20 protein-coding genes are annotated in these 25,931 nt (G+C 46.0%); 8 read left to right on the forward strand and 12 right to left on the reverse strand.

Annotated features, from left to right (window positions below; genetic code table 11):
• Window positions 1-72: 72 nt before the first annotated feature.
• From ONB37_12590 to ONB37_12600, 3 genes are all read left to right on the forward strand, one after another.
• Window positions 73-2,235, forward strand: a complete 2,163-nt coding sequence (locus ONB37_12590) for a YCF48-related protein (protein MDZ7400992.1) — start codon at window positions 73-75, stop codon at window positions 2,233-2,235.
• A 658-nt stretch (window positions 2,236-2,893) separates the two neighbouring features.
• The gene (locus ONB37_12595) at window positions 2,894-3,199 is read left to right on the forward strand and encodes an RNA-binding protein (protein ID MDZ7400993.1); all 306 of its coding nucleotides are present in this window, start codon (window positions 2,894-2,896) and stop codon (window positions 3,197-3,199) included.
• Window positions 3,200-3,247: 48 nt separating this feature from the next.
• Complete coding sequence (locus ONB37_12600; protein ID MDZ7400994.1) at window positions 3,248-3,676, forward strand: peptidylprolyl isomerase; 429 nt, start codon at window positions 3,248-3,250, stop codon at window positions 3,674-3,676.
• A gap of 95 nt (window positions 3,677-3,771) precedes the next feature.
• On the opposite strand, the gene ONB37_12605 is transcribed toward ONB37_12600, so the two are convergent.
• The 3 genes from ONB37_12605 to ONB37_12615 form a co-directional block, all read right to left on the reverse strand.
• Window positions 3,772-3,912 carry a hypothetical protein gene (locus ONB37_12605; protein MDZ7400995.1) on the reverse strand — a complete coding sequence of 47 codons (141 nt, stop codon included), beginning with the start codon at window positions 3,910-3,912 and terminating at the stop codon, window positions 3,772-3,774.
• Window positions 3,913-4,084: 172 nt separating this feature from the next.
• A complete protein-coding gene (locus ONB37_12610; GenBank protein MDZ7400996.1) occupies window positions 4,085-4,222 on the reverse strand; it encodes a hypothetical protein in 138 nt (45 codons plus the stop codon).
• A gap of 348 nt (window positions 4,223-4,570) precedes the next feature.
• Window positions 4,571-6,751, reverse strand: a complete 2,181-nt coding sequence (locus ONB37_12615; GenBank protein ID MDZ7400997.1) for a carbohydrate binding family 9 domain-containing protein — start codon at window positions 6,749-6,751, stop codon at window positions 4,571-4,573.
• A 391-nt stretch (window positions 6,752-7,142) separates the two neighbouring features.
• On the opposite strand from ONB37_12615, the gene arfB reads away from it, so the two are divergent.
• Entirely contained in the window at window positions 7,143-7,568 is a 426-nt protein-coding gene (arfB, locus tag ONB37_12620; GenBank protein MDZ7400998.1) for an alternative ribosome rescue aminoacyl-tRNA hydrolase ArfB, read from the forward strand.
• Window positions 7,569-8,229: 661 nt separating this feature from the next.
• Here arfB and sucD read toward each other — a convergent pair.
• From sucD to dusB, 5 genes are all read right to left on the reverse strand, one after another.
• The gene (sucD, locus tag ONB37_12625; protein ID MDZ7400999.1) at window positions 8,230-9,102 is read right to left on the reverse strand and encodes a succinate--CoA ligase subunit alpha; all 873 of its coding nucleotides are present in this window, start codon (window positions 9,100-9,102) and stop codon (window positions 8,230-8,232) included.
• Window positions 9,103-9,364: 262 nt separating this feature from the next.
• The gene (gene sucC, locus ONB37_12630) at window positions 9,365-10,528 is read right to left on the reverse strand and encodes an ADP-forming succinate--CoA ligase subunit beta (GenBank protein MDZ7401000.1); all 1,164 of its coding nucleotides are present in this window, start codon (window positions 10,526-10,528) and stop codon (window positions 9,365-9,367) included.
• Between the two features lie 144 nt (window positions 10,529-10,672).
• Window positions 10,673-11,626 carry a carbamate kinase gene (locus ONB37_12635; GenBank protein ID MDZ7401001.1) on the reverse strand — a complete coding sequence of 318 codons (954 nt, stop codon included), beginning with the start codon at window positions 11,624-11,626 and terminating at the stop codon, window positions 10,673-10,675.
• A 230-nt stretch (window positions 11,627-11,856) separates the two neighbouring features.
• Entirely contained in the window at window positions 11,857-13,170 is a 1,314-nt protein-coding gene (locus tag ONB37_12640) for a cyclic 2,3-diphosphoglycerate synthase (GenBank protein MDZ7401002.1), read from the reverse strand.
• 179 nt (window positions 13,171-13,349) lie between these two features.
• Window positions 13,350-14,303: a tRNA dihydrouridine synthase DusB gene (dusB, locus tag ONB37_12645; protein MDZ7401003.1), complete on the reverse strand. Its 954-nt coding sequence runs from the start codon at window positions 14,301-14,303 to the stop codon at window positions 13,350-13,352.
• Window positions 14,304-14,914: 611 nt separating this feature from the next.
• Between dusB and ONB37_12650 the strand changes: the two genes are divergently transcribed.
• The gene (locus tag ONB37_12650; GenBank protein ID MDZ7401004.1) at window positions 14,915-15,157 is read left to right on the forward strand and encodes a GlsB/YeaQ/YmgE family stress response membrane protein; all 243 of its coding nucleotides are present in this window, start codon (window positions 14,915-14,917) and stop codon (window positions 15,155-15,157) included.
• Between the two features lie 281 nt (window positions 15,158-15,438).
• Here the strand turns inward: ONB37_12650 and ONB37_12655 are convergent, their stop codons facing one another.
• Window positions 15,439-17,307 (reverse strand): T9SS type A sorting domain-containing protein, encoded by a 1,869-nt coding sequence (locus tag ONB37_12655; GenBank protein MDZ7401005.1) that lies wholly within the window; start codon window positions 17,305-17,307, stop codon window positions 15,439-15,441.
• A gap of 277 nt (window positions 17,308-17,584) precedes the next feature.
• Window positions 17,585-17,977 (reverse strand): hypothetical protein, encoded by a 393-nt coding sequence (locus ONB37_12660; GenBank protein MDZ7401006.1) that lies wholly within the window; start codon window positions 17,975-17,977, stop codon window positions 17,585-17,587.
• 258 nt (window positions 17,978-18,235) lie between these two features.
• On the opposite strand from ONB37_12660, the gene ONB37_12665 reads away from it, so the two are divergent.
• A complete protein-coding gene (locus ONB37_12665; GenBank protein MDZ7401007.1) occupies window positions 18,236-18,364 on the forward strand; it encodes a hypothetical protein in 129 nt (42 codons plus the stop codon).
• A gap of 131 nt (window positions 18,365-18,495) precedes the next feature.
• On the opposite strand, the gene ONB37_12670 is transcribed toward ONB37_12665, so the two are convergent.
• Together ONB37_12670 and ONB37_12675 are read right to left on the reverse strand one after the other, a co-directional pair.
• The gene (locus ONB37_12670; GenBank protein ID MDZ7401008.1) at window positions 18,496-19,854 is read right to left on the reverse strand and encodes a sigma-54 dependent transcriptional regulator; all 1,359 of its coding nucleotides are present in this window, start codon (window positions 19,852-19,854) and stop codon (window positions 18,496-18,498) included.
• A gap of 71 nt (window positions 19,855-19,925) precedes the next feature.
• Window positions 19,926-22,472 carry an ATP-binding protein gene (locus ONB37_12675; GenBank protein ID MDZ7401009.1) on the reverse strand — a complete coding sequence of 849 codons (2,547 nt, stop codon included), beginning with the start codon at window positions 22,470-22,472 and terminating at the stop codon, window positions 19,926-19,928.
• A 554-nt stretch (window positions 22,473-23,026) separates the two neighbouring features.
• Here ONB37_12675 and ONB37_12680 point away from each other — a divergent pair.
• Together ONB37_12680 and ONB37_12685 are read left to right on the forward strand one after the other, a co-directional pair.
• Window positions 23,027-24,358, forward strand: a complete 1,332-nt coding sequence (locus ONB37_12680) for a T9SS type A sorting domain-containing protein (GenBank protein ID MDZ7401010.1) — start codon at window positions 23,027-23,029, stop codon at window positions 24,356-24,358.
• 17 nt (window positions 24,359-24,375) lie between these two features.
• Window positions 24,376-25,931: hypothetical protein (locus ONB37_12685; protein MDZ7401011.1), on the forward strand; the 1,556-nt coding region annotated here is incomplete at its 3' end.

The raw sequence follows: 25,931 nt of genomic DNA on the forward strand, positions 1-25,931 counted from the left end.
TAGTTGATCGCTGAATTTGTCAATCAGATTTGACATTGGACAGAAATCAATAATGATTTTGGGTTGTGTGTTATGAGAATCATTTTAGCCACAATGATCCTTTTGAGTCTTGCTGTCCCGATACATGCGGGGGAGTGGCAATGGACCGTTCCTTCAGAGAAAGCCATTCCGATTGAAATCTTCAGAATTTGCATGATTGATGGCCTGAACGGATGGATAGTTGGGAATGACGAGTTAGGCGGACGGATCTATCGCACATCTGATGGTTGGGTGCATCATGAGGAAATTAAAATCAACCTTGTTCCGAACGCACGATATTATGACATCGCTTTTGCCGATGCGCTTCATGGATGGATCATCGGCAAAAACGGCGTGATCTTGCATACTGAAGATGGGGGAAACACCTGGCATATTCAGGCGTCGAACCTCACGGCGAATGATTTGCGAAAACTCTCAGTGATCGACTCAAAACACGCCTTCGTATGTGGAAGCAAGAGTACGATCTTATTCACGAAGGATGGTCAGCATTGGAGACCAGCAGTGATTAATGATTGGTTTCCTGAAGATTTGCTTGGAATAGACATGTTTGATTCGAGTCATGGCATTGCTGTCGGTCGAAATGGCAAAATTTTCTTTACCAAAAATGGGACCGAATGGTTTCCTCCATTTTCTCCACCTTTGCCTTTAGGAAAAGATTATTATGATGTAGCAATGGTTGATCAATCAAAAGCGTGGTTAGTTGGAAGCTACAAAGCCAATAATAGCATCAAATGTATTTTTGCTAAAACCGAAGATGGTGGGGATAGCTGGCAACTCAGGATACCGCCAGATACGAGCTTTTCTGGACTTTTTGCGGTCACGTTTCCGAATAACTCCACTGGGATCGCAGCCGGTTCGCGCGGCTGCGTTTTCATGACCCGCGATAATGAGAATTGGGTACTCCTCGATAGACAATTCGGCAATGATGGTCAAACAATTGCGGTCGTTGGCGATCAAATTTGGATCGCGGGTCGTGGAGGCACAATTAATTATTCTTCAGATTTTGGAGCTACTTGGACAATCTTACCATCGATGACTTCAAATTTCTTATATAAAATTAGAGCCGTCGATAATAGTCGGATTCTGGCGATTGGCTATTCAAGCATTTTGGAGTATAGCGATAATGGCGGAATCGACTGGAAAACGATGGCAGTAATTGCCGACAATGAGTCCGCAATCCAGCTTTGGGGCATTGATTTTGCCAATGATCAACTAGGATGGATTGTTGGTACTGGTGGCTTCATTGCTAGGACTCGCGATGGCTGCAAATCCTGGGAACGGCAGGGGAAAGATTTCACCGATCTATGGTTGCACGATATCTGGGCTTCTGATGAAAATGATCTCTGGATTGTAGGTGAAAAAGGGTTGATCATGCACAGTATGGATGGCGGGGACGCCTGGCATCGAAACCCCAAAAATCTAACTAGCAAGGATCTATTTGATATTGAGGGATTGAATCAAAATCAACTCGTCGCAATCGGCGATAATAGCACCTTCCTTTATAGCCATGACGGCGGCAGAAATTGGAATTTTGCAAGGCATAACCTTTCTAAAAATGTTAAGATTAACTCAGTTCATTTGATTGACGAAACCCATGCTTGGGCTGTGGGCGAAGAGGGAACGGTGATGTTCTCTAACGATAACGGAGTCAATTGGAAGCAACAGCCATTTATTTCCGATTTGCGGCTGGAGGGAATACATTTCAAAGATGCGAACATTGGATATATCGTTGGGGAAAACGGATTGATCTTCGAGACAATCGATGGTGGAAAAAGTTGGCATCCTGTGGCTGAGGGTCTTACTAAGAAATATTTGAAATCCATCGAAATTACCAAAGATGGCAAAATTTTAATTTGCGGGTATTATGGTACCATTATCCGATACGGTCCTCCTGTAACTCCTTCATTGGCTGATAACAAGCCTCTGATTCCAATGGGTTTCGTTTTCCAGGAAAATTATCCAAATCCCTTTAATGAACGAACTACACTAAGTTATCAGCTTCCAGTGCAAACCCATGTTCATTTAGCAGTCTATAATTTAATGGGACAGTTGGTTGAGTCTTTAGTAAATAAAGAACAATCAGGTGGAAGCTACTCTGTCTCTTGGAATGCTGCGGGCCAATCCAGCGGTGTTTACCTGTTTAAACTCACCACTCCAGAGTTCAGTGCGGTCCGCAAGGGCTTGTTTCTCAAATGATACTTGGTTCGCTCGCCGTTTCAGCTCAAAATTAGCGATGTGTACGATCCATAATTAATTCGATAGTGTCAGTAATGAGCTGTGCCAGTTGATTTTTCTTTTCACAAAGACCAGTGAATTTCCATTGGATCACCGAAACAGCGAGAAGCGAAAAATAGTTCTTGACTGGAACCAAATTTATTCATATATTTTGGCAACTAAATTGCTAGAGTTGATAGGCAATATTTTCGAATGCCTGCGTCTTACAGTTGAGCATCTTGTCTAAATCATTGGCTCGCCGCTCAAAATTATAAGCGCAAATTGGCATACCAAAAGAACTATCAGATCAGATTAGCAAGGGAAAGATTTTAACCCGTCAATTCCCCTCAGGCTTTGGCGCTTCATAGTTGGTTCATATGGCTCCAGAGAGAGACATCTCCCACAGGTTGATGGTGAAAAATCAATTCGAATTTGACTGATTAGCAAAATAAAATCACGAAAATATTCCCTTGTCATGATTGCCCTACCAATTTGGTTGTTTTTTCGAGAGTCGCATTTGGGACGATCGGATTCTAACCACTCAAATCACATCAGCCTGGTTTATCCCTGAAATCTGCGCAGCAAATCGTTTTGGGAAGATAGGCGAAAATAATTATCACATTAACGAGGAGAGACGATCATGAATCTCTATGTTGGAAATTTATCACCAGAAGTGACCGAAGACGATTTGCGAGGGGCTTTTGAACCATTCGGCCAGATTTCATCCATTAAGGTTATAAAGGATAAATTCACAGGGGAGCCACGTGGATTTGGTTTCGTTGAGATGCCAGGGAAACAACAGGCAAAATCTGCCATGGAAAACCTGAACGGTACCGAACTGAAGGGCAAAAAGATCATCGTCAACCAAGCCCGCGAGCAAACCGATCGGCGTCATGGCGGAGGCGGCGGGCGACGGGGTGGTGGGAATTGGAAGAATCGCTTTTAATCTTATATGAAACACCCAATCTATAACTATTCAACAAAAGGATTACAGATGAAAACAGCACAAAACGGCGATACAGTAAGAGTCCATTACACTGGGACATTAAAGGATGGGACGATATTCGATTCGTCTGAGGGAAGAGAACCATTGGAGTTTACTATCGGAGAAGGTTTTTTAATGCCCGCTTTTGAGCAGGGTGTAATTGGCCTGGCCGAAGGGGAAACGAAGACCATTTCAATCGCAGCGGAAGATGCCTTTGGTCCGCGCCGGGAAAAACTCATCGGCAAAATTCCTCGAAATCAATTGCCCGATGACCTTATCCCCGAAATCGGCATGCAACTTCAAATGATGGCACCCGATGAGCAACCCCTGATTATCCGCATCATCGATGTTTCCGATGACGATATCACGGTAGATGCCAACCATGAACTTGCTGGTGAAGATCTTGAGTTTCATGTCGAATTGGTAAAGATCTTATAATAGACGATATCGCCCTGCTATCCGGGCGGCGGAAGATCAATGGCCGCCGCCCGGGATTTGCTCAACCCATCATTAATTTAAAACGAATCGGAATGCTAAGCCAAACCGCGACCGGAACATTCCGCTGCCAGGCAGAGAGCCAGCGAACCGACGTGGTCGCTGCAACCGCTGCTCCCCAACGGCACGACGATTCGCATATCCACTATATCCTCAGTTTCGCTGATCATTGCATCCATCACCCCCGTTCCCTCGATCCCAGCTCACCGATCCAATTTGGGATAGATCAATTTTTTTTGAATGGCAGCAAATCCAATGATTGGCTGAGGGGGCATCTTAAGAGATAAAATGAAGTGACATCGAGTCTTCAGCCACTGCAGGAGCTGATGGCAAAGGGATCTCGTCGAAATCTCACACGGATTTGCCGAGGGTCACATCGTCGGGGATCTCATTGCTGTCACTTTCAAGCGGAATGGCACACCACTTTGGAAGAGGCAAGATCTTCTCCTGAACCGCTTGTGGGATCTCAATGGCGGTGATCCGCTCCATTTGCAAGGCCGATAAATCTGGATTGTGCTCAAACTTTTTGAATGATTGAAAGATCGCGATATAAAGCGACTATGCCAGCACGAGCGCCAACTGAATGGTGCGATGATACCGTTTTTTCAAAACCAATTTGGTGTGATGCTTTTTGAATATGAATATTTCCCTTTGTTGGTTCAATTCGCCGCTATCATCAGCCAGTCAGATCTGAAAAGTTTCACTTTTTTTGAACCGATGAGTGAAAATGCATGACGGCAAAATTCGGAAGGCCAAGTTATTCGATTCGCATTGCTGCTCCCAAAGGCTGAGCAAGAACTTTTCTTAACCTTTGGGAGCTAACATCAAGTATGAAGATCAGAAGTAATACAGATATTTGAGCTTGAACACCCCGTCTCGATCTTGAACCCGAAGTCGATTGGCGATCAGATGCCCGAGCGCATCGAATTGTGGTTCGCGCGAGCGCGTTTCATTTACTGCGAAATAGATCCAACTCTTTGGCGAAAAGTTGTAGGAGAACAGCAATCCGAAGATCGTCTGCACGGTTCGGTCGGTTGATCGAACGAACAGGTCATCGAGATAAACCCGCAGGCTCAGATTGTTCACTGGCGTAATCGAAAAATAGGGCCGCGCGTTCAGAAAAACATCCTGTACTTGGCCGTTGGGCTTGCCCTCAACAAATACATTGGCTGAGGTCCCAAGTTCCAAGCTATTCAATGCCTGCCATTCCAATTCACCGCTCACCTGCCAGTAATAGGCGAGGTACTCTCGGGCAAAATTGTAGGTCCGATAATAACCTCCCCAAATGTTGCCATGCCATTTGGGATGGGTATGGAACCACGAGCTGAAATTTAACTCTTTGGTGGTATATCGAACTCCCGCATCTTTTGAATCGGCGAAATCGAAGTTGAGCTCAAATCCCCAATTGCTGCGGAATTGCATGTTATACCCAATGAGACCGCCATAATCAGTGAAAGCATCCACCCGTTCATAATTCACCATTCCGCCTGTATATACCATGATTTGGCGGATTGCTCCTTCCTTGAAATACCAGCGCGGTCCTCCCAGTCCAACGAACTGACCGGTACCTTTCCAAGGCACAAATCCTACTTGCTCCACATCGAAATCCTTGCCAATGTATCGACCACGCGCCAATACCATATATTTTTCTCTGAATAAACTGAACCCTGCTGAGCCAGCGACATCGCCAGTACCATTTTTAAATGACTGAGCTAACTGATACGAGAGCTGCCAGTCCGACATCCTCAGGGCTCCGTCAATATCCAGCACCCCATTGTCCTGGTCATGGCTATGTTTGGCGACGGCCAAAATTCCCAACGAAGAATTTCCGAGAATTTGTTTTTTCAGTCGAATTGATCCGAAATAGGCGCGCGGCTCATTATATCTTTGGTCGTTCATTTCATAATCCACGTCCCCGGTCATCGCCACAAATCCGCCATATTCCCAGCTATTCGCTCGGCCAAAAGCCTTAGTTCCAAAGAGCAGCGGCACCTCAGATCCATCAGGCAATTTTTTGCCAATCCTGCGAGAATAGAACAATTCCAAGGGTCGATAAAAACCACTCTGTCGTTCTCTGCCCGATGCCATGAAAATCTCATTCCCTTCAGTGAAAAACGGACGCCGCTCTGAAAAATAGCTTTCGTATCGGGAGATATTGAACTGATAAGGATCCGCTTCTATCTGAGCAAAGTCGGGATTAACCGTGAGCTGATAAGTCAATTTTGGAGAAGGATTGTAAAAAATGTCGATCCCGGCAGATAGCGTGGCTTCATACTTGCGATCACGCAGATAGGAAAATTTTGTGATACCGACAGGATAAATCTCCAAGTTTAATCCTTTGGCAGTTGGCTGGAAGTTTTCGAATACCAGACGACCAAACTTGGAGACGCGCTGCCCCTCGTTTTCCTCATAGCGACACCAATAGATATCCTCAGTTCGGGTCGGGATCCAGCGATCGATATCGAGCCCCCATTCATTCAGCTTCTCATCATATTGGATGGATTTGAATGGAATTTCCATCTCAACTACATAGCCCCAATCATAGATTTGCGCCGCAGAAAACCAGATGCCATCCCAGGAATAGTCACGATTTCGAGCGTCGTCCAAGAGCCGACAATCGGCACGCACCCCAGAAGCAGTCACAGCAAATTTGTACGCAGTGCGTTTATTGCCAAACGTATCTAACATCAGTGAAACGACATCGCCGCCCATTTCATCCAGCATGCCCTTATGGTTCTGAATGCTCGCGCGATCATCGTAGCAAATGATCAGGCAATAAAGCGCTCGTTCACTGGCTAGCAATTTTGCCACGGTTGCGCGAGATGGAGCTACACCATGGTAAGGCTGATGCTGCACAAAATCGCTCACCGAGTCCGCCAGGCTCCACGCCGCATCAATTCGGCCATCAACCTGAATCGGTGTGGAGGTCTGTCGAAGCACCATAATCTTGTCCTGATTATTCGCATACGTGGTGCTGAAGATGATGGCTATCAAAACGATGGTTATCCAATGCTTCATTATAGCTCCTCATTTGTTCTGCTCAGTTCAAGTTAACTCGTCACAGCATCCATTACGCAAAACTGCTGCACAGGTTTCTTTAGACTTCGAATGCTATTTAAACAATTCAGCAAGGGAATCCTTGCAATGTTTCGATATTATTTTGACATGCTAAATAAAAAAGGGCTGTCGATCATCCACTTTTCTCTTCAGGGCAAATTTGTTGAATCCTCTCATAAGCCAATGATGGCTGCGCAACTAATGCTTGACATTTAGCTGCAAATGATTTATCTTCAGATCGAAAGGCTGGATCAGTTTCCAACAAATGAATTATCGAACAAGAAGAACAATGTCCGATCAGTTGTAATTGGCAGAGCCAATGCTGGAATGGATCGAATTGGAATGACAGATCATGATTCAAATCACCGAACATATCAAAATCAGTGAAGACGAAATTCGCGAGGAATTCATTCGATCTTCTGGGCCAGGGGGACAGAACGTGAACAAAGTGGCAACGGCCGTTCAGCTTCGGTTCGATGTCCAGAATTCTCCTTCGTTGCCTGAGGAAGTAAAGGAACGATTGATCAAATTAGCTGGAAATCGGATCACTGAAGATGGTGAACTTATTATCACGGCAAAACGATTTCGCACCCAGGGCAAAAATCGGGAAGACGCTTTGCAACGGCTGATCGAGCTTCTGAGTAAAGCATCTCAGAAACCAAAAGTCCGTCGCCGCAGAAAGATCTCCCTCATTTCAAAATACCGAAGATTGGAAGAAAAACGCAAAATTAGCGAGAAAAAAAAGCAACGGAGATTCTCACAGAGAGAGGCGGATTGAGATTTAAAATCTTCATCCTGAACATTAAGCTTTTGTCGATGATCGTACCGATAAAACCGGCCTTTCAACAACTGCCTCACAGCAGAGCACAAAAACACCCAATTTTGGCTCATGGCTATTCAATATCAACAAATCAATATCCTCGATTTCATAACAATCTTTAGCTTGGATATTCAAAATGAAAATTCCAAAGATAGCCAAAAAACAAATCTCCAATGAATGCCTGAACGAAAACTCATCTCTCTATTATTTCGACCCGCCAGTTGGCGGGGAGAAATCTGCAAGTCTAATATTGAGCTGAAAATCAGATTCCATATTTCATTCCAAATGACAGGTGTGATGAAAATTGAAAATTTGCGGAGAGGCACAAATCAGTCTGTTATAAATTCTGTCATTCGCTCGCAGGTATGCATCTCCAGTCTTATTTGATTTAGGATTCTCTCATTCGCAGCAATGACTCCATTTTTTCTAAATTCGATTTTTGGAACAGACTCTAATTGGAGGGCTTTTGGAAAAAATTGGAGTTGAAAAGCCCTACAAAAGTGATTGCATCTAAAACTTGAATTGGTCATGGTGAGATAATATTTACTAAAAAAGCCAGTGCACAATTCAAAATTTCCATTGTCCACTGGCTTTTCGAATGTCATAACTTATCAGCAGATCACCCGATCACCTTCGCTACGGTCGCTCCTATTTCGGCTGGGCTCTCGCACACATGAACGCCGCAGGATCGGAGAGCTTCCATCTTTTCTGCTGCGGTGCCTTTGCCGCCGGCGATGATAGCACCAGCATGCCCCATTCTTCGTCCTGGCGGAGCGGTTCTTCCGGCAATAAAACTGATAACTGGTTTGGACATATTATCTTTCACGAATTTGGCAGCTTCTTCCTCCGCTGTTCCGCCAATTTCTCCAATCATTACGACGGCTTTGGTATCTGGATCTTGTTCGAACAATGCCAGTGCATCCACAAAGGTAGTGCCAATCACTGGATCGCCGCCAATGCCGATACACGTCGATTGACCAATCCCTCTAATGGTCAATTGATGAACCGCTTCATATGTCAAAGTGCCAGACCGAGAGACAACCCCGATCGATCCTTCTTTATGGATAAAGCCGGGCATGATGCCCACTTTAGCTTTGCCAGGGGAGATCACCCCCGGGCAATTAGGCCCCACCAATCTGGTGGAATGCTTTTTCAAGAAGTCAAAAACTTTAACCATATCAAGTGTGGGAATGCCCTCGGAAATACACACCACCAAACCAATCCCAGCGCTTGCCGATTCGATAATTGCATCGGCTGCAAAAGCTGGGGGAACGAAGATCACCGCGGTATTGGCGCCTTCTTTGGCGACCGCTTCGGCGACAGTGTTGTAAATCGGAATTTTATCATCAAATTTCTGGCCGCCCTTGCCTGGAGTAACGCCCGCTACTACTTTTGTGCCATATTCAATCATCTGACGGGTATGAAATGTACCTTCTCCACCAGTTATCCCTTGAACGACCAGTCGGGTATTTTTATCGACTAAGATGCTCAATTTTTCCCTCCATATTTTTTCAGGGAGCACGGATGACGAGATTTGAGTGGATTCACAAGAATTTCATTTTTAATCTTCTGTTCAAATCAGTGTCATCTGTGCAATCCGTGTTCTATTCGATTATTTTGATCTTTTCCCAAGCAAGCTGAAATATCACAATGCCATCAGCTTTGGGCTGAATTCAATCTTTCAACAAAGCATGTGGCAGAGAGGCCCAGCTATTTTTCGCATTTCTAAAGAAAAGCCAATGGTCAAAAGCGAACTAACTGGCCAACGCTTCAACGACACGCTGAGCCGCCTCTTGAAATGAGTTGGCCACCAAGAACTTCAGGCCCGATTCTTTTAGAATCTGGGCTGCTTCTTCGGCATTGGTCCCGGCCAATCGGACAATCATCGGTACCTTCACGCTGACTTTTTTGGCTGCCTCGACCACGCCGGTGGCCACTCGATCGCAACGAACGATGCCGCCGAAAATATTGATCAGAACGGCCTTCACATTGGGATCGCTAAGGATGATTTTAAAGCCATTTTCGACCGTCTCTGCGCTGGCGCCGCCGCCGACATCAAGAAAATTGGCTGGATTGCCGCCGGCTAATTTGATCAAATCCATGGTCGCCATGGCCAATCCTGCGCCGTTGACCATACATCCGACATTGCCATCCAGCTTGATATAATTGAGATCATATTTAGAGGCTTCAACCTCCAATGGCTCTTCTTCATCAATATCGCGTAGCTCTACAATATCCTTGTGCCGAAATAGCGCATTATCATCGATATTGATCTTCGCATCGAGCGCCAAGACACGGCCATCTGTTGTGACCACTAACGGATTGATTTCAGCCAAAGAGGCATCAACAGCAACGTAAGCATTATAAAGCGCTGTGAGAAATTGGACAGCATTTTTGAATTGATCGCCCGATAGCCCCAGTCCAAACGCCAGCTTGCGCGCTTGGTATGGCATGAAGCCCACCCCAGGATCGATCCATTCCTTCAATATTTTCTCTGGTGATTCGGCAGCCACTTTTTCAATCTCCACTCCGCCTTCGGTGCTTACCATAAAAACCAATTGGGATTTGGAACGGTCTAAAACGATACCAGCATACAGTTCTCGGTCAATGGCCAACCCCTGCTCCACCAGGACGCGCTTGACAATTTTCCCCTCAGGACCCGTTTGATGGGTCACCAATCTCATGCCGATCATTTTGCTGGCGATTTCTTCTGCTTCCTGAGGATTTTTGGCCAGTTTAACTCCGCCGCCTTTTCCCCGACCGCCAGCATGAATCTGTGCCTTGACGACCACGGTCCCGCCACCAAGTTCCTCGGCGATTCGCCTGGCTTCAGCAGCGGTAAAAGCCACCCGGCCCTCTGGCACAGGAACATGAAATTTCCGCAAGATGTCCTTCGCTTGATATTCGTGTATCTTCATTCATCCTCCTAAACATTATTTTGTATCTAACTTTCTGCAAAATGATCGATTAATTAAGCACTCCACATTTTCCCGTATTGATACAACACTGACGATGATTTATTCAGCATCTTTTAACGTTACATCATTCTATTGCCTTTTGAATCATTCTTTAACGATTCGCGTTCCGGTTCTTCCTTCGACCGCATCCGTCATCCGCTCGGTCGCGGTGATAATGCAGACTTCGCCACCGCTCTCGATAAAATTGATGGCTGCCTGAATTTTCGGTCCCATGCTGCCAGCAGGAAATTGGCCTGCTTCGAGGTATTGTTTCGCCTCAGCCACGGTCAACCGATCCAGATCGATCTGATTGTATTGTCGATAATTCAGTGCGACCTTTTCTACGGCGGTGAGGATATAGAGCTCTTGGGCACCGATGTCGCGCGCCAGAATGGCCGCGCTCAGGTCCTTGTCTACTACCCCATCAACGCCCTCTAATGTGCCATCATCTTCAACATAAACTGGAGCGCCACCGCCGCCGACCGTGATCACAACGACTCCGGCATCGACCAACATTCGGATGACATTTTTTTCGACAATTTCCAGCGGGATCGGCGAAGGTACTACCCGGCGCCAGCCACGGCCCGGATCGTACTTAATGACCCAATTCCGGCTATGCTCTAATTGTTTCACCTCATGCTCGTGATAGAACGGGCCAACAAATTTGGTCGGGTTGAGGATGGATGGATCGTTTTTATCAACGATCACCTGAGCCACCACGCAAGCGACCTCCCGCTCGATGCCTCTCAAATGCAATTTATTTTGCAACGACTGCGCGATCATATAGCCCATACCGCCCTCAAGGTCTGCAACCAAGACGCCCAGCGGCACCGGTGGCACTTTATGTCGGGACTCTTCCACTCGAATCAGAGCATTGCCAACCTGCGGACCATTCCCATGCGTGATCGCGACCAGATACCCCCGTTGAATCAGATCCGCAACCCCGACCAAACTGCGCCGCGTATTTGCAAATTGCTGGTAAATATTTCCCTCTTCAAATTCGCGGGTGATGGCATTGCCTCCCAAGGCGACAACTGCTTTGCGTACTGCTGATTTCATAATTTTTTCCTGACAAGTTGACCCCTTGCCAAAATGCAAAATATTTGACTTTGAATTCTGCTAATGACCCAAATTTTTTTGAATGCTCAAACAGCAAATAGAGAAATTAAAAGCATCCAATTTTGGTTTCCAATCAAAATCTTTATTACAGCTTGGTTCAAAATAGCTCGGTTATCTTGATCAAAAAAGAAAATCTCCCGAAGTCAAAAAGTGACCTCGGGAGATATTATTTATTTAAAGCGAATCAACACATCCTCCAGATTCGGCCGACCGATCTCCTGGAGTTCGTAGATCACGCGAACCGCCGGCTTATTGATCTTGATTAACTTTCGCAAGTCAATTGGCGTCCCAATGATTACCACATCGCATTCGGCCTTGTTGATGGTCTTCTCCAGGTCTTTGATCTGTTGTTCGCCATATCCCATCGCTGGCAGCAAAGCGCCGATCTCTGGGTATTTCTCAAATGTCTCGGCGATTTTGCCGACGACCCAGGGTCGCGGATCTACAATTTCGGTCGCCCCGAATTTTTCAGCCGCAACCACACCAGCACCAAAACCCATCTCGCCATGCGTCAATGTGGGGCCGTCCTCAACTACCAGCGCCCGGCGACCACGAATCAGCTCTGGCTGCTCCACAATTAATGGCGAAGCTGCGTCGATAATGATAGCCTTCGGATTCACTTCTCGAACGCTCTGGCGAACATATTCGATATCATCATATTCTGCTGTATCAATCTTATTGATGATCACCACATCGGCCATGCGGAGATTGGTTTCACCAGGATGATAGGTCAATTCGTGACCGGCGCGATGCGGGTCTGCCACCACGATATGGAGATCCGGCTGGTAAAATGGCGTATCGTTGTTCCCACCGTCCCAGAGAACAATATCAGCCTCTTGCTCAGCCTGGCGGAGGATCGCCTCATAATCCACTCCTGCATAAACAATGGTGCCACGATTAATATGCGGCTCGTATTCCTCGCGCTCCTCGATGGTACATCTGTGCTTGTCCATGTCCTCGTAGCTGGCAAAACGCTGCACTTTTTGAGCAGACAGATCACCATAGGGCATGGGATGTCGCACGGCCACCAATTTTTTGCCATATGACTTCAGGATATCGCTCACTCTGCGAGTGGTTTGGCTCTTACCGCATCCAGTTCGAACCGCACAAATCGCGATGACTGGCTTATTACTTTTCAGGCTGGTCGTCCGAGTGCCCATCAGCCAGAAATCTGCGCCCGCCGCAGTAACGATCGAGGCCTTGTGCATTACATACTCGTGCGGCACATCACTATAAGCAAAAACCACCCGATCCACCTGGTGCTGACGGATCAGATCGCTCAATTGCTCCTCTGGGTAAATCGGAATCCCATTCGGATATAATTTCCCCGCTAATTCTGTAGGGTAGGTCCTTCCCTCAATATCAGGGATCTGAGTGGCAGTAAAGGCCACCACTTCAAACATTTCATTATCACGAAATCGTAAATTGAAATTATGGAAATCACGTCCGGCCGCTCCCATGATAATCACTTTTTCTCGACTCATAAAACCTCCACGATATGTTCGATAGAGAACTTGCTGTAATTAGTGGACCAAAAGTTTTTCAATTACAAGTCATCTAGAAATCAATACCAAATAAGACGATGCCCTTACAGCATCAGCTATCGAACATCCGATGCCAGACGTCCTCCAATGATCGAAATACTGGAATTTGATAGTCTATGTCAATCATAGTTGCTCAATTCTGCGAAATAAGCGATGAGATGGTTCATCAGTTCTGTTCCAGCTTTTATCTGAAACAACTCGTTTCTGACCATGCCGCTATTGGGGAGTCCTTTCAGATACCAGCCGAGATGCTTGCGAATTTCACGCAAAGCGATCCGCTCCCCTTTTACCGCTACGAGATCGGCAAGATGCCTTTGAATAACCTCAAGTCTTTGCTCCAAACTGGGGGCAGGCAATTTATGGCCAGTCGTCAGAAAATGATTGGCTTGCTGAAAGATCCAAGGATTTCCGAGGCTGGCTCGACCGATCATCACCAAATCGCACCCGGTTTCATCGATCATGCGTTGAGCATCTTCGCCGGACCGTACATCACCGCTCCCAATGATCGGCAACGATAGTTCCCGCTTGATCGTGGCAATGGTCTCCCAGTCGGCACGACCCGCGTATCCCTGCGTTTGAGTCCTCGGATGAATCGTAATTGCTGCCACACCGCATTGCTCCAGCCGCTTTGCCACCTCCAGCGCATTATTACTTTGGTTATCCCATCCTTTGCGGATTTTGGCCATCACTGGACGCGAACTATGCTGCACGACGGCACGGGCGATCTCCTCAAGGCGATCGATATCTTTGAGCAGCGCAGCCCCAGCTCCGCGTTTGACTACTTTTCGGACCGGGCACCCAAAATTTAGATCAATCACATCGGGCTGAAAAGGCTCAATAATGGACAATGCTCGCACAAATGTGTCAGGATCTGAGCCAAAAAGCTGAAACCCGATCGGACGCTCCGATTCCCGAAAGAAAACATACTCCAGCGTCCGACGATTGTTACGAAGCAGCCCATCCACGCTGATCATTTCGCTGAACACCATGGCAGCACCGAACCCGCGACAAATGTTGCGAAACGTGGAATCGGAGATCCCTGCCAATGGCGCTAAAATTACCCTACCGTCCAAATGAATTTCATTTAATTTCATGAGTTAAAAGATAATAACTTATTGCCAAATTTGCAAGCGCTTTTTCGATAAATTTGCGTCAAGATATCGATTCATTAAAGCAGCATATCGAAGTTTGAAATGTTACCTAAGTTTTTGGGTTGCGCTGGTCTTTCAATGATTGAATAACAAAGTACTGCGTGATCCGGCACAACGCATTCTACCCAGCATCGAAGCTTTGGCCGTAAAACATGGAATTAGCGAAGCCTGTATCAATCTGCATCCCCAGAAATCGCAACAACTCATTTATGAATAAGTTCAACGCGGATTGGACCCATTGCCAAATTTAAGCTGCTACAATACCAGACGTCGTTTGCAGTGGAAATAAATTTCAAAAAAAAGAAGTGGCTAATGGGGCGGCCTGGTATCCTGGCGCTTCGAGAAAAGGCGATTTCACGGTGGAGCTAACCTGCAACGATTTTTTTGATTGTATGCACCATTTCTAATGGGCTACCTGATGCGAGTGTCGGTAAAATGACAAATGGCGCTGAAAGATTTATAATGATTAAACAAATTTTTTTGATCTTAGCTGATATGGTTTTAATTTAATAAACCAATCTGAAGAACTAAAAATGAATTCAATGGAAACTTTCCTTGTTTTGCTGATCGGACTGGTGGCTGGCTGGACGGATTCTCAAAGGCAAAGGATTTGCCTAGCAGGCAATCTGATCGTCGGTGTGATTGGTGCGTTGTTGGGAGGATTTCTCTCTAGCTTATTGGATTTGAAAGTGGTCGGTATTTGGGAGGCTCTGACCGCCGCACTGATCGGCGGCATCGTCCTCATCTGGCTGAACGGCCTCATCAAATTAAAATAGGCCAATTGCTGATTTCTTCAATCAAATGGTCAGCGTTGACAAATTAGCATCACTAGGCAGAGGACTTTCCCCCTGCTAATTTCTTGCCGTAGCAGCAAATCGTCCGAGGAGATTTAGCAAAAGATCGGGCAAATTTGCTCCGTCGCTTCCGCCGCGCGGCGTGACAGCTTATTGAGTGAGCCTGAACAACAACAGTCTGTAGCGCAGCCTCAAATCCTGCGCTACAGACTGCGGAGAGTTATCGCACATGGGAGCAACAATTCACTTCTGTCGAACACCGGCTATTTTATAAAAGTCATTTTTCGCTGTTGTTCAAACTGACCAGCTTTGAGTACACAGATATAGTTGCCAGATACGACCTTTTGCCCGTGATGATCCGTGCCATCCCAAGACAGGCGATAAGCACCAGCGGTTGAGAAACCATCAATGAGCGTCTTCACGATCTTACCCTGCAAATCGTAAATTTTAAGGCTCACATGGCCCGATTCCCTAATGGAAAAAGCGATCGTGGTCGTGGGATTGAACGGATTGGGATAATTTTGTTCTAACAAATAGCCAGATGGATGCGCGGTAAGAGTTACGATAATTGGGCCGTGAAATTTAATAGTGCCGGAAAAATCAACATCCGCTAATTTATAATAATAGGTCTCGCCCATCATCACGTCGCGGTCAACAAATGAATAATGATGTACCTGACTCGAATTGCCTGCACCAGGGATGAGCGTCCGAGTGATTTGTTGATAGTCTCTATCTTTCGATCGGCTGCGATAGAGCTGGAACCCGTAATTTTCGGTCTCGGACTGAGTGGTCCATTTCAACGTGACCAATCCCGCCCCGATTTCAGCAGTGAAAGAGGAAAGCTCAACCGGCGTGCCATCTTCGAGATAAAGCTGCTGGACTTCAGCCTCAGATAGAACGCGACGATAAAGCCTAACTTCATCAATAATGCCTTGATAACTACTCCCGCTGGTCTCTGGTCTAATTCTCCCCATCGTGAATTCACAATTGTGCGGGTCGATATTTCCTGAGGTGGCTACGCTGTTGACCAATTCACCATTAACATATAATTTGCAGAGGCCCGGGTATTGCCACGTGGCGACTATATGATACCAGGTATTTGTATTAACAGGATTGCCCTCAACATTCACCACATTAAAACCTCCAATGCTTGCTGAAATTGCACCGTTGTTATAAAGGTTAAGATTTAAGCCATATTCATAGGTATCGGGATAATCGCTTTTCATCAGAATATGAGAACCACCAGGCGGGATGGTTGGAAAACTAACCCAGGCGCAAATGGTCAAAGAATCTCTTAAATTCATGCTGCTGCTGCTCGGTACGAGAATATAATCATCGATGCCATCAAATTCATAAGCGCTTTGCGGCCTACCCAGACGATCGCTGGTCAGCATTGCGCCATATACTGTGCCATCGTTCCCATTACCACTTTCATCATTGGCATTCCCATTGAATGGATAATAGGCCACTAATCCATCTGAATTTTCCTCATACCAAAGTTCAAGGTCGTCGAAATAGTAGAGATTACCGTCATGCTCAGAGAACAGATAAAATGCATTATAATAATCACCGTAAATGTTGGTCGCCTGCAGCCGAGTGATTTTCTGGATGTCGTTGATCCAGACATCAATGCATTTGGTAATGTGATCGTACCTAACTTTTATTTTGTACCATTGATTGGGTGTAAAATCGTCGATCTCAACATTCAAATCATAACCCACCTGGCAATAAATTTTGCCAAAGTCAAAATAAACGGTACCATAATTGCCCGTCGTTGGGATGTTGGTATTGATCAATCCCAGACCGCCGTCATTTCCGGTAGGTAGAACCCACGCTTGCCAGTAGATAACGTGCCGCTGTACAGTCACGGATTTTTCCATTTGCGCTGTCCAACCCGGCGCACCTTTCATCTGCATGCTTTGTGATCCAGAATGCGAGTGTGAATTGACGACCACCTGATAGGAATTGCCCGCGCCATTATAGCGCAAATACCATCCGCCCGATGACGGAAATGTGCCTGCTGTGTATGAATCAAAATTATCAGCGAATACAGTGCTATGAGCATTCTGGGCCTGAACAGTCGTTAACAGGCAAATAGACATAGCGATTGAAAAAATGATTAGCTTTTTCATTGTAGCTTCCCCCGATGATGAATTTTCCATGATTGTTTGTAGAGTTGATTGACAAATGTTTTGCCTCAGCAAAGCAAAAGATTCACGTATCCACTTTCGAATGAGCCGATTTTGATAGCTATCCCGCATGGATGGCATTTTGGATATTCGTCATTTTCAAAATGAGGAAATGCGAACCAGGTTCTCTAACTGCCAGTGCCTTGGACATCGACAATTTTGATCATCGCCATTGCATCACCCCCCGCGAGAATTTTCTCATTTAATCTTTTATGCTTTTTTAGTAGTTGATTACTGCTGTTTGAACACTATCCGGATAGACTTTCATTTGAATCGTCAGTTTTTGACCATCGCCGTCATAATCGTCCTTGCCTATGGCTTGAATTATCACCAGATGATCATTGGCAGAAATTATCTGGAAATGGCCATTTTCGTTATCGGCAGCAATCCCCAGTTTTTTTAGGCCATCTGCCTCTTTCGTCAAATCCGAGAAAGGATATGGCGTTCCGCCCAAAAACTTTAGCGTGTGATAATAAGCCTGAGCTTTGGCCGCAATGGATAATAAATCCAGTGTCAATGCGTGTTGGCTGGCTTCTTGATGGGCGCTATTGAATTTTTCAATTCCCACGAGAATCGCTGCGCCCACCGCCAGTAATCCCAGCGTGTATAACAACGCCTGTTATTGACCCATTTTGTTCCTGCCTATGAATATGCAAACGCTATAGTGACTGTCACTATTTCTATTAACAAAATCGATGCCAAAAAAATCGATCCCGACAATGGGCTGCTCATTTGCAAAAAAGACAATTACCTATGCTTTGCAAGAAAAAACAAACGGCATGTCCAACGCATGATCAATGTTTTGATTTGTCAACCTGAAAATAGCCGAATGTTGCGGATTTGAGGCGTCTGCCGATCGGATGATGAATTGATGGAAAATAAGGGCGAACTGGTTGGAAAATCATGGAGGATGAGAAATGGCATTCGAGGTTTAGCTAAGAAAATGGTTACTTCTGGAAAAGAGCATCTTGATCGCAAGACAACCAAATTTTTTAAATGAGGCAAATTAGCTAGCGAATGGAATGTGATCGATGAAGCTGACAATCGCCTGACCGATAGCGGAAGTGGCGCTCTGGCTTCTGATTGATTCTGGTGGGCTTGGGATGGGGAAATAGCGTGCGGCATGTAAAATTATTGCTTTTCGATGCCATACTGTTTCATTTTTTTCCACAACTGGGTGCGCTCAATGCCCATGGCGTTAGCGGTTTCCAGAATTTTCCAATTATTGCTGATCAGCATGTTAAGAATAAATTCGCGCTCAAATTGTTCACGTGCCGCATGAAGGGTCAAGCCCTTAGAGTCTGATGGCTTAGCAGCATTCTTCTTCAATGCTTGCCACGCTTCTCGCGTGCTAATGGTGTCGTCATCCGAGAGGACAATCATCCGCTCTACGGTATTGCGTAACTCGCGAATATTGCCCGGCCAATCGTGGTCCAGAAAAATTTTCATCACGCCCCGCTCCAGCTTTTTGGCAGGCAAATGTTTTTCCTCGCTGCAGCGCTTCATGAAAAAATCGACCAACAGCGGGATATCTTCCCGGCGTTCGCGCAATGGGGGCACTTCAATAGTGATGACATTCAACCGATAGTACAGATCCTCACGAAAGCTGCCCTCAGCTATTTTTTCAGTGATATTTTTATTGGTTGCCGCAATCACTTGAATGTCGATCGGGATCGGACGTTCCCCGCCCACACGATCGATAGCGCCATCTTCCAGCACACGCAAGATTTTCGCTTGCAACTGCGCACTGGCATCGCCAATTTCGTCCAGCAGTATGGTGCCCCGGTCGGCCTGCTCGAATTTGCCCCGGTGCGAGGTGTATGCGGTGGTGAAAGCTCCCTTTTGATGCCCAAACAATTCGCTTTCGATCAAATTTTCCGGAATTGCTGCACAGTTGACCGTGACGAACGGTTCTGAGCGCCGCGGACCATTGTGATGAATAGCCCGGGCGATCAGTTCTTTGCCGGTGCCATTTTCACCCATAATGAGCACCTTACTCTGACTCATAGCCGCTCGGTCAATCAGATGATAAATGCGCTGCATAGCCGGCCCGGTGCCAACCATCTGATATCGTTCCTGAGCCTCCTGGACCAGTCGATTGCGCTGTCGGATCAGCGTCAATTTTTCGACTGCATTGCGTACAGTGAGTAACGTGCGTTGCATTTCCAGGGGCTTCTCCAGGAAATCATAAGCGCCCAGCTTCGTGGCTTCCACCGCCAATTGGATGGTACCTTTGCCGCTGATAATGACCACGCCGATCTCAGGAAAATCGGCGGCCACGCGACGCAGAACCTCCATGCCATTGACTCGCGGCATATCCAGATCCAGCAGCATCAGATCAATCGATCGCTGCCCCAGATAATCCAGCGCAATCTTCCCGTCATACGCTTCTTCAATTTCATAGCCATGTTGATGAAGTATCTCGCGCAGACCTTCTCGCACATAACGATCATCATCAACAATAAGAATGGTGGCACCATGAGCAGACATAATCATCCTCGCTTGAATTTTATGGCCGATCTCTTTGCAAAATTGAATTGCAATCTTTGTTCCAGGTGGCATCAATAGACCGGAAGATAGAGAGAAAAGGCTGTGCCGGCGCCAGGCTCACTGGCAACCTCGATATAACCTTGATGATCGTCGATGGTTTTTTTGACATAGGCCAAGCCGAGACCGTTGCCGCCTTCGGTGCGAGTAAAATTGGGCTCGAAAAGATGACCCAATTCCGCTTCGGGAATGCCAATGCCGGTATCCAGCACCTCAATCAGGGCGTAATCTCGTGGGAAGCTACCGTTTCCTGGCAGGATCAATTTCTCTACAAATTGTGTGGTAACGCTAATTTTACCGCCATCGGGCAGAGCATTGACGGCGTTTGCGACCAGATTTTCGATTACCGATTGCATGGCTTCCTGATCGATTTTGATGCTGGGCAAATTGGCACTGGCTTTGAAATCGATTTGAATGTCCGGTGGCAGTCCCGCGCGAATTCCATTCACCATCTCCAGCAAAAATTCATTGAGATTGGTGTTCGCTGGATTCAGGCGATCGACATTGACAAATTTCATAAAATTCTTTGAAATGCGGCGCAGTGACTCAATGCGCTCGATGATTCTTTTGATCCCCGATTCAAATTTTTCCGCTACAGGCGGGGCTAAGTCCTGCTGATACATTTGCAGATGCTCCAGGGTGAGGCGGATGCTGGTCAATGGATTTTTAATGTCGTGAGCAGTTTTTTGGGCCATCTGGCACCAGAGCTTCGCCTGCCAGATTTCCTCGTTTCGAGATTGATCCAGGAAAATGGCCAGCCACCAGGATTTTTGCCTTCCCTTCATGGGCACTGGCTCAACAATGATTAGAAATTTGGCGGGTTTCTGGTTGCTGGTGATGTTCACGATTTTTTCATCGCGTCGCAGGGGACGGCTGGGCGTTTGCTCCAGGAAAGCGACCACATCAGGGAAGCGCTCGAAAATGTCGCTGATCCGCCGATGCCGACCATGAACTGTTGGAACTGCCAGCCATTGCTGCAATGTGCTGTTCATTTGATGGATGCGCAGGTGATGATCAAAGAGCACTATCCCGCGCGGATCGCTTTCGACCACCAGGGACTGAATACCATTGAACAATTGACAGCGCAGGTAGAGTTGGTTCGCGAGGACGGCTAAGAAAATTAGCAGGCCCGTCGTTATTATGGGCCACATCCACGAAGAGTATCGGATAAAGAGATAAAAGCGATTAGGAACCAAATCTCCCAATTCAAAGCCATTCTTTCCCTGCAGCACAAGCTGGGGGGGCAGGTTATCGCCACGGCGCACCACGCCAATGCACCTGGCTTCTGGAAATGTTGCTCGGATGCGCATCTGCTGATTCAATAGAAAATCGCCGCCAACGCTCGATACCACGATGTTATCAATTCCGTCAGGAGGGCTGTTGGATAGATTTTTAATTTCATGAATATGTACCGGAAATCGATGAAAGCTGATCTCTTCAAATCGATTATTTAGCACGATGATTTCCCGCTGGGAGCCCAACGCAATGATCTCCGGAAATTGGTCACGATTCAGATTCGCGGTGATCACGCTGAATAATGAGCGGTTATAGGACCACTTCTTTTTCTCTTCAAATGTCACTGGATTCAATTCGACAATTTTCGATTCCGTAATCCGCTCAGAGTTGCACTCGGTCCAGGCCAGTAGTTCCTTTTTACCATCGCCATTCATATCAGTGTAGCTTAACCAATAATTGGAAAATCGGCTGCTCACCAATTGATGTCGAATGATTTGCGGTGTTGGGGTTAGCTCATACGTAATCAGGTAACTGTGTTGGTCATCAAAGCCGCCAGCAACGGCACCGTTATCGGGAGCTGTACCAAAGCAAATGATTTCCAGCTCACCATTGCCATCAAAATCATCCAGAAAATTGTCGCGCGGGGGGGATCCAACAATCTTACAGCCAATTCGTTTGCCGTCTTGAAGCGAATGCACCAGAATCCCGCGTGGCAATCGGGCGTAGCCGGTCGTAATCACCGTGATCAGTTCTTTTTCCCCATTTTGGTCAAGATCGCGAACATAAAATCCTCGAACGAACGGATCCCAGGGGAAATAGCCGCCATCTTCAATCCTGGGCTGGCCATTGATCAAAAAAAACGTTGCTAATTTCAGCCCGCGATTGGACACCAGACTCACAAACAACGAATCATGGCGCATGAAGGGCACCAGGATTTCCAGCAGACCATCATCATTGTAATCCAGGGTATAAATCACCTCAAGAATGCGACCAGCAAATATCGCCTGTTCAATCGTCTTGCCCTCGAACGTCATCAGCAGAATGAACGAACCATATTGGCCCTGCGCTATGGTCGTATCCACGGCGATGATTTCGGTGAAACCGTTTTTATCCAGGTCGGCCAAAAAAATTTGATCGCCTGCGATTGGCAACACGCTCTTGAATTGAGACGGTTGTTTATCGGGCTGCCAGATCGCTTGTTTGGCTGGCGAGCAGGCAAAACCAGCTAACAAAAGAGCTACAGAACAGCATCTAATGAATGCAATAAAACCTACTAATTCCCCCCCACACTGCTTTTGCTTGAATGCGAAACCCAATTGCTTCATGGAAAAGCCTGCTCAATTTGTTTTGATAAACTGGACCAATCTCAGCCACAAAACCGCTGATTCCAGGATGGTATGCCTGCGTTGCAAATGATGCGCCAGAATCAGAAAATTTGCTTGCTTATTAAATAATACCAACATCGGAATTAAGCTGAGAAAGATTTTTTTGCAGAAACCTCTCCGACTTGACCGGTCGCTGCTAGCGACCGGTCTGTCAGGCTGTGATTCTGGTACTGACCAGCTGGACAGGAGGGCTAAATTAGGTCGGCCAGATTTTTTTCCTTTGAATTAAAATCATCATGTCTAATAACCTGAATAGCTGCAAAAAATTTTAAAAAATCGCTTGAAATTTTGACCCATGAATGTTAAGTTAAATCTGCAATGGATTGCCTCAGAAAGCTAACTAGAACTCGCACACCTATCGAAACCTTTAGCACCTGAACCAGAACCTGAGACGGAAGCCAGATAACAGCCAGCCATTGCCTGGGGGAGCTTACGTTCTTTTATTCTAACAACCCAATGATTTAACTTGTGAACCAACCGAAAGGAGCACTATCATGAACCGATCGATTTTTTCACTGATCACTATTTTTTCACTGATCACTATCTTTTCACTGATCACTGCTCCCTGGGCCTTGTCCCAGGGCATCTGGAAAACGTATACCCGAGCCGATGGATTGGCAGGGGATACTGTGTATTGCATTAACCAGGACAAATTTGGCAATATGTGGTTTGGGACGCGCGGAACTGGATTGAGTAAGCTCGATATTAATGGTGTATTGAATAGCTTTATGACTGGCGATAGCAATGTTTATATCTATGATATTGAAATTGATAGTATCAATAACAAATGGATGGCCTTAGCTCAAATTCATGCGCACTTAGATGGAACTTATGTTGTAAAATTTGATGATTCCAGTTTCACTTATTACAGCCCAAGTGGATATCCAAAGGACGATCCTAAACCTATTTGTTTGGGACAGGATGCTTCAGGACATATCTGGTGCGGTACCACCACGGGGCTTGCCTATTGGTTTGACGGTCTTACCTGGCATCCTGTCGAGATCATTCCCAATTCGGATTGGTCGTTCATCAGGGAAATAAAACTAGATCGCAAAGGTAATCTTTATTTTGCTCATGATAAAGGCATTTCAGTAATAAAAGATGGCATTCCGCGTTGGATTTGGGGTGCCTGGCTCATCTATGTAACACCTGACCTCGCTTTTGATAAACAGAATAGATTATGGTTTGCGCTACTTTACGAAGAGCCCTGGGGCTTAGGCATGATAGATGGCAATACTGTGCGCCTCTGGTCGACAACTGATGGTTTGCTTATGCCTGGTACTCGAGCCGTCGCAATTGATTCAAGCAATTATGTTTGGATAGCTAATATTCCTTATGGCCACAATTTTTTTGGCGTATCCAAATTTGACGGTAATACTTTTACTCATTTTAATCACGATGATGGATTAGCCTATGCTTATGTCTATGATATTTACGTCGACAAGAAAGGGCAGATTTGGTTTGGTACTCATGGTGGCGGTGTTTCAGTTTTAAAAGATACGACTACCAATCTTGTCAATCAGTCCGATCAGATTGATACTTCAGAAAAAAATTTTGCTTTATTGCATAGCTATCCTAATCCTTTCAATTCCTCCACTACTATTCAATACCAGTTAAGCCAGAGAGGCAAGGTTGAATTAGCAATCTATAATCTAACAGGAAGCGAGGTGATGAAGTTAATCAATGAAGAACAATCGGCAGGAGGGCATCAGGTGATCTGGAACTCGAAAGACAAAACTGGAAAAGAGGTGACCAGTGGGATTTATATCGCGGTATTAACATCAGGCAATTTTAAAAAATCCATTAAACTTACATTAATCCGTTAAACGAATAGGAGGTTGTTATGAGCATCAATCATTTAAAACCAATGGTAAAGATAATGGTTATCTGCATAACTATCATCGGACTCAATCGTTGTGTCCTGGCCCAAACGTATTTTCCGCTGGGCATCTGGAACTATGATGTCACAGGCCCAGAGTATCGGGTCTGGTATAACAATGAGATGAATCTCATCAGAAATATTAATGCCACTTATTTGGCGCAAATGTCCTATCATGCTCAAGAAGCGATGATCGATTCCTGTACCACCCGTTTTGCGGGAGCTGTTAGAACAGAATTAGTTCATGATACGACTGGTGATTTTTATCCTATTCCTCCGAATGAACCAAATAATCCGACATTTTGGAGGTACATTTCTGGCAATGATGCAGCAAATATTGATTCCGCGCATGTACTGCAATTTGTCAATAATATAGCATCTTGCTATAATTATTTATCCGATCCCGGACTGGGTGCCATCCGTGTTGCCCATCAAGGTCAAATGGATCAAGCGGATCATTGGCCCTATATTCAGTATGCTTGTTTTCTGATCAGCGTCAATCCCAACTTTGGCGGCTATGTCCAGTCAGTAGCTGTTCACAATGTCTTTCATTGGAATGGCTGGGATACATTGAGTTTAGAAAATTTCTATCGCCAGGTCGATTTTCTGGATGTCTATCAGCATGAATATTATCCGTTTTTCCGAAGCCATCAGCGAAGAAATGTCGGCATTCAATTCCCACCTTACTATGGTAATGACTACCAAACTGCGATTATTGACCAGCGCCTGCTGGCGACGTATGATCAAACCAGAAGAGCGTTATCCAGGAGCGGAAATAACCATACCACTTTAGAAGTTATTATTCAAACTTGTAGCCAGTTCACTTATGAGAGCGATACAACTTATTTTAGACGACCCACTGAAGCGGAGATCTGGCTGCAGGCATTTTTAGCATTAGGTAGAGGATACAAGGGGGTCCATACTTATGTGTACCGAACTGTTCCCTATACAGGGTATTTTGTTCCTTTTGACTCGGGACTGGTGGCCTCTACCACACCACCAACCGCACGGACAGCGATCAATCCTTATTTTAATTATGTTGCTCAGTTATATGAACATTTAGCCGAATTGGGCGATGATATCCTGCCGCTCACCGTTCTGGACGCCTTCACCTGGACGGGAACACCACATAGCTACATCACCGATATTCTGGATGACGTTGACGATGGTGGTCATGCCACGATTGAGGTCAGCCTCATGGATCACCCGTCCAACAATTACGATTATTTCCTGCTGGTCAATCGCCGCTGCTCCAGCGACAACAATGGCACACCAGCGCCAGCGCAGACCATCACCGTTCGCACCAATAAATCAGGGCAATACCAAATTCGGGATTTATATTCTGGCGAATTGTTTGTTACCAGCAATGGCTATTTTCGCAATATCACCATTGGTCCTGGCAGGGGGCGATTATTTGAATTGCGTCCCATGTTTGCGGCCAATGAGACCTGGGATACGGATACGGTCAATGTGTCCAGCAGCATCACCGTGCCGTCGGGAAAGACGTTGACAATTGCTCC

The sequence above is a fragment of the candidate division KSB1 bacterium genome (assembly GCA_034506395.1).
Lineage (GTDB): Bacteria > Zhuqueibacterota > Zhuqueibacteria > Thermofontimicrobiales > Thermofontimicrobiaceae > Thermofontimicrobium.

Excerpts from the sequence above, each read along its gene's own strand:
- ONB37_12590 (MDZ7400992.1), top strand. The coding sequence starts at position 73 with ATGAGAATCATTTTAGCCACAATGATCCTTTTGAGTCTTGCTGTCCCG.
- ONB37_12595 (MDZ7400993.1), top strand. The coding sequence starts at position 2,894 with ATGAATCTCTATGTTGGAAATTTATCACCAGAAGTGACCGAAGACGAT.
- ONB37_12600 (MDZ7400994.1), top strand. The coding sequence starts at position 3,248 with ATGAAAACAGCACAAAACGGCGATACAGTAAGAGTCCATTACACTGGG.
- ONB37_12605 (MDZ7400995.1), bottom strand. The coding sequence starts at position 3,912 with ATGGATGCAATGATCAGCGAAACTGAGGATATAGTGGATATGCGAATC.
- ONB37_12610 (MDZ7400996.1), bottom strand. The coding sequence starts at position 4,222 with ATGGAGCGGATCACCGCCATTGAGATCCCACAAGCGGTTCAGGAGAAG.
- ONB37_12615 (MDZ7400997.1), bottom strand. The coding sequence starts at position 6,751 with ATGAAGCATTGGATAACCATCGTTTTGATAGCCATCATCTTCAGCACC.
- arfB (MDZ7400998.1), top strand. The coding sequence starts at position 7,143 with ATGATTCAAATCACCGAACATATCAAAATCAGTGAAGACGAAATTCGC.
- sucC (MDZ7401000.1), bottom strand. The coding sequence starts at position 10,528 with ATGAAGATACACGAATATCAAGCGAAGGACATCTTGCGGAAATTTCAT.
- ONB37_12635 (MDZ7401001.1), bottom strand. The coding sequence starts at position 11,626 with ATGAAATCAGCAGTACGCAAAGCAGTTGTCGCCTTGGGAGGCAATGCC.
- ONB37_12640 (MDZ7401002.1), bottom strand. The coding sequence starts at position 13,170 with ATGAGTCGAGAAAAAGTGATTATCATGGGAGCGGCCGGACGTGATTTC.
- ONB37_12650 (MDZ7401004.1), top strand. The coding sequence starts at position 14,915 with ATGAATTCAATGGAAACTTTCCTTGTTTTGCTGATCGGACTGGTGGCT.
- ONB37_12655 (MDZ7401005.1), bottom strand. The coding sequence starts at position 17,307 with ATGAAAAAGCTAATCATTTTTTCAATCGCTATGTCTATTTGCCTGTTA.
- ONB37_12665 (MDZ7401007.1), top strand. The coding sequence starts at position 18,236 with ATGGAAAATAAGGGCGAACTGGTTGGAAAATCATGGAGGATGAGAAAT.
- ONB37_12670 (MDZ7401008.1), bottom strand. The coding sequence starts at position 19,854 with ATGTCTGCTCATGGTGCCACCATTCTTATTGTTGATGATGATCGTTAT.
- ONB37_12675 (MDZ7401009.1), bottom strand. The coding sequence starts at position 22,472 with ATGAAGCAATTGGGTTTCGCATTCAAGCAAAAGCAGTGTGGGGGGGAA.
- ONB37_12680 (MDZ7401010.1), top strand. The coding sequence starts at position 23,027 with ATGAACCGATCGATTTTTTCACTGATCACTATTTTTTCACTGATCACT.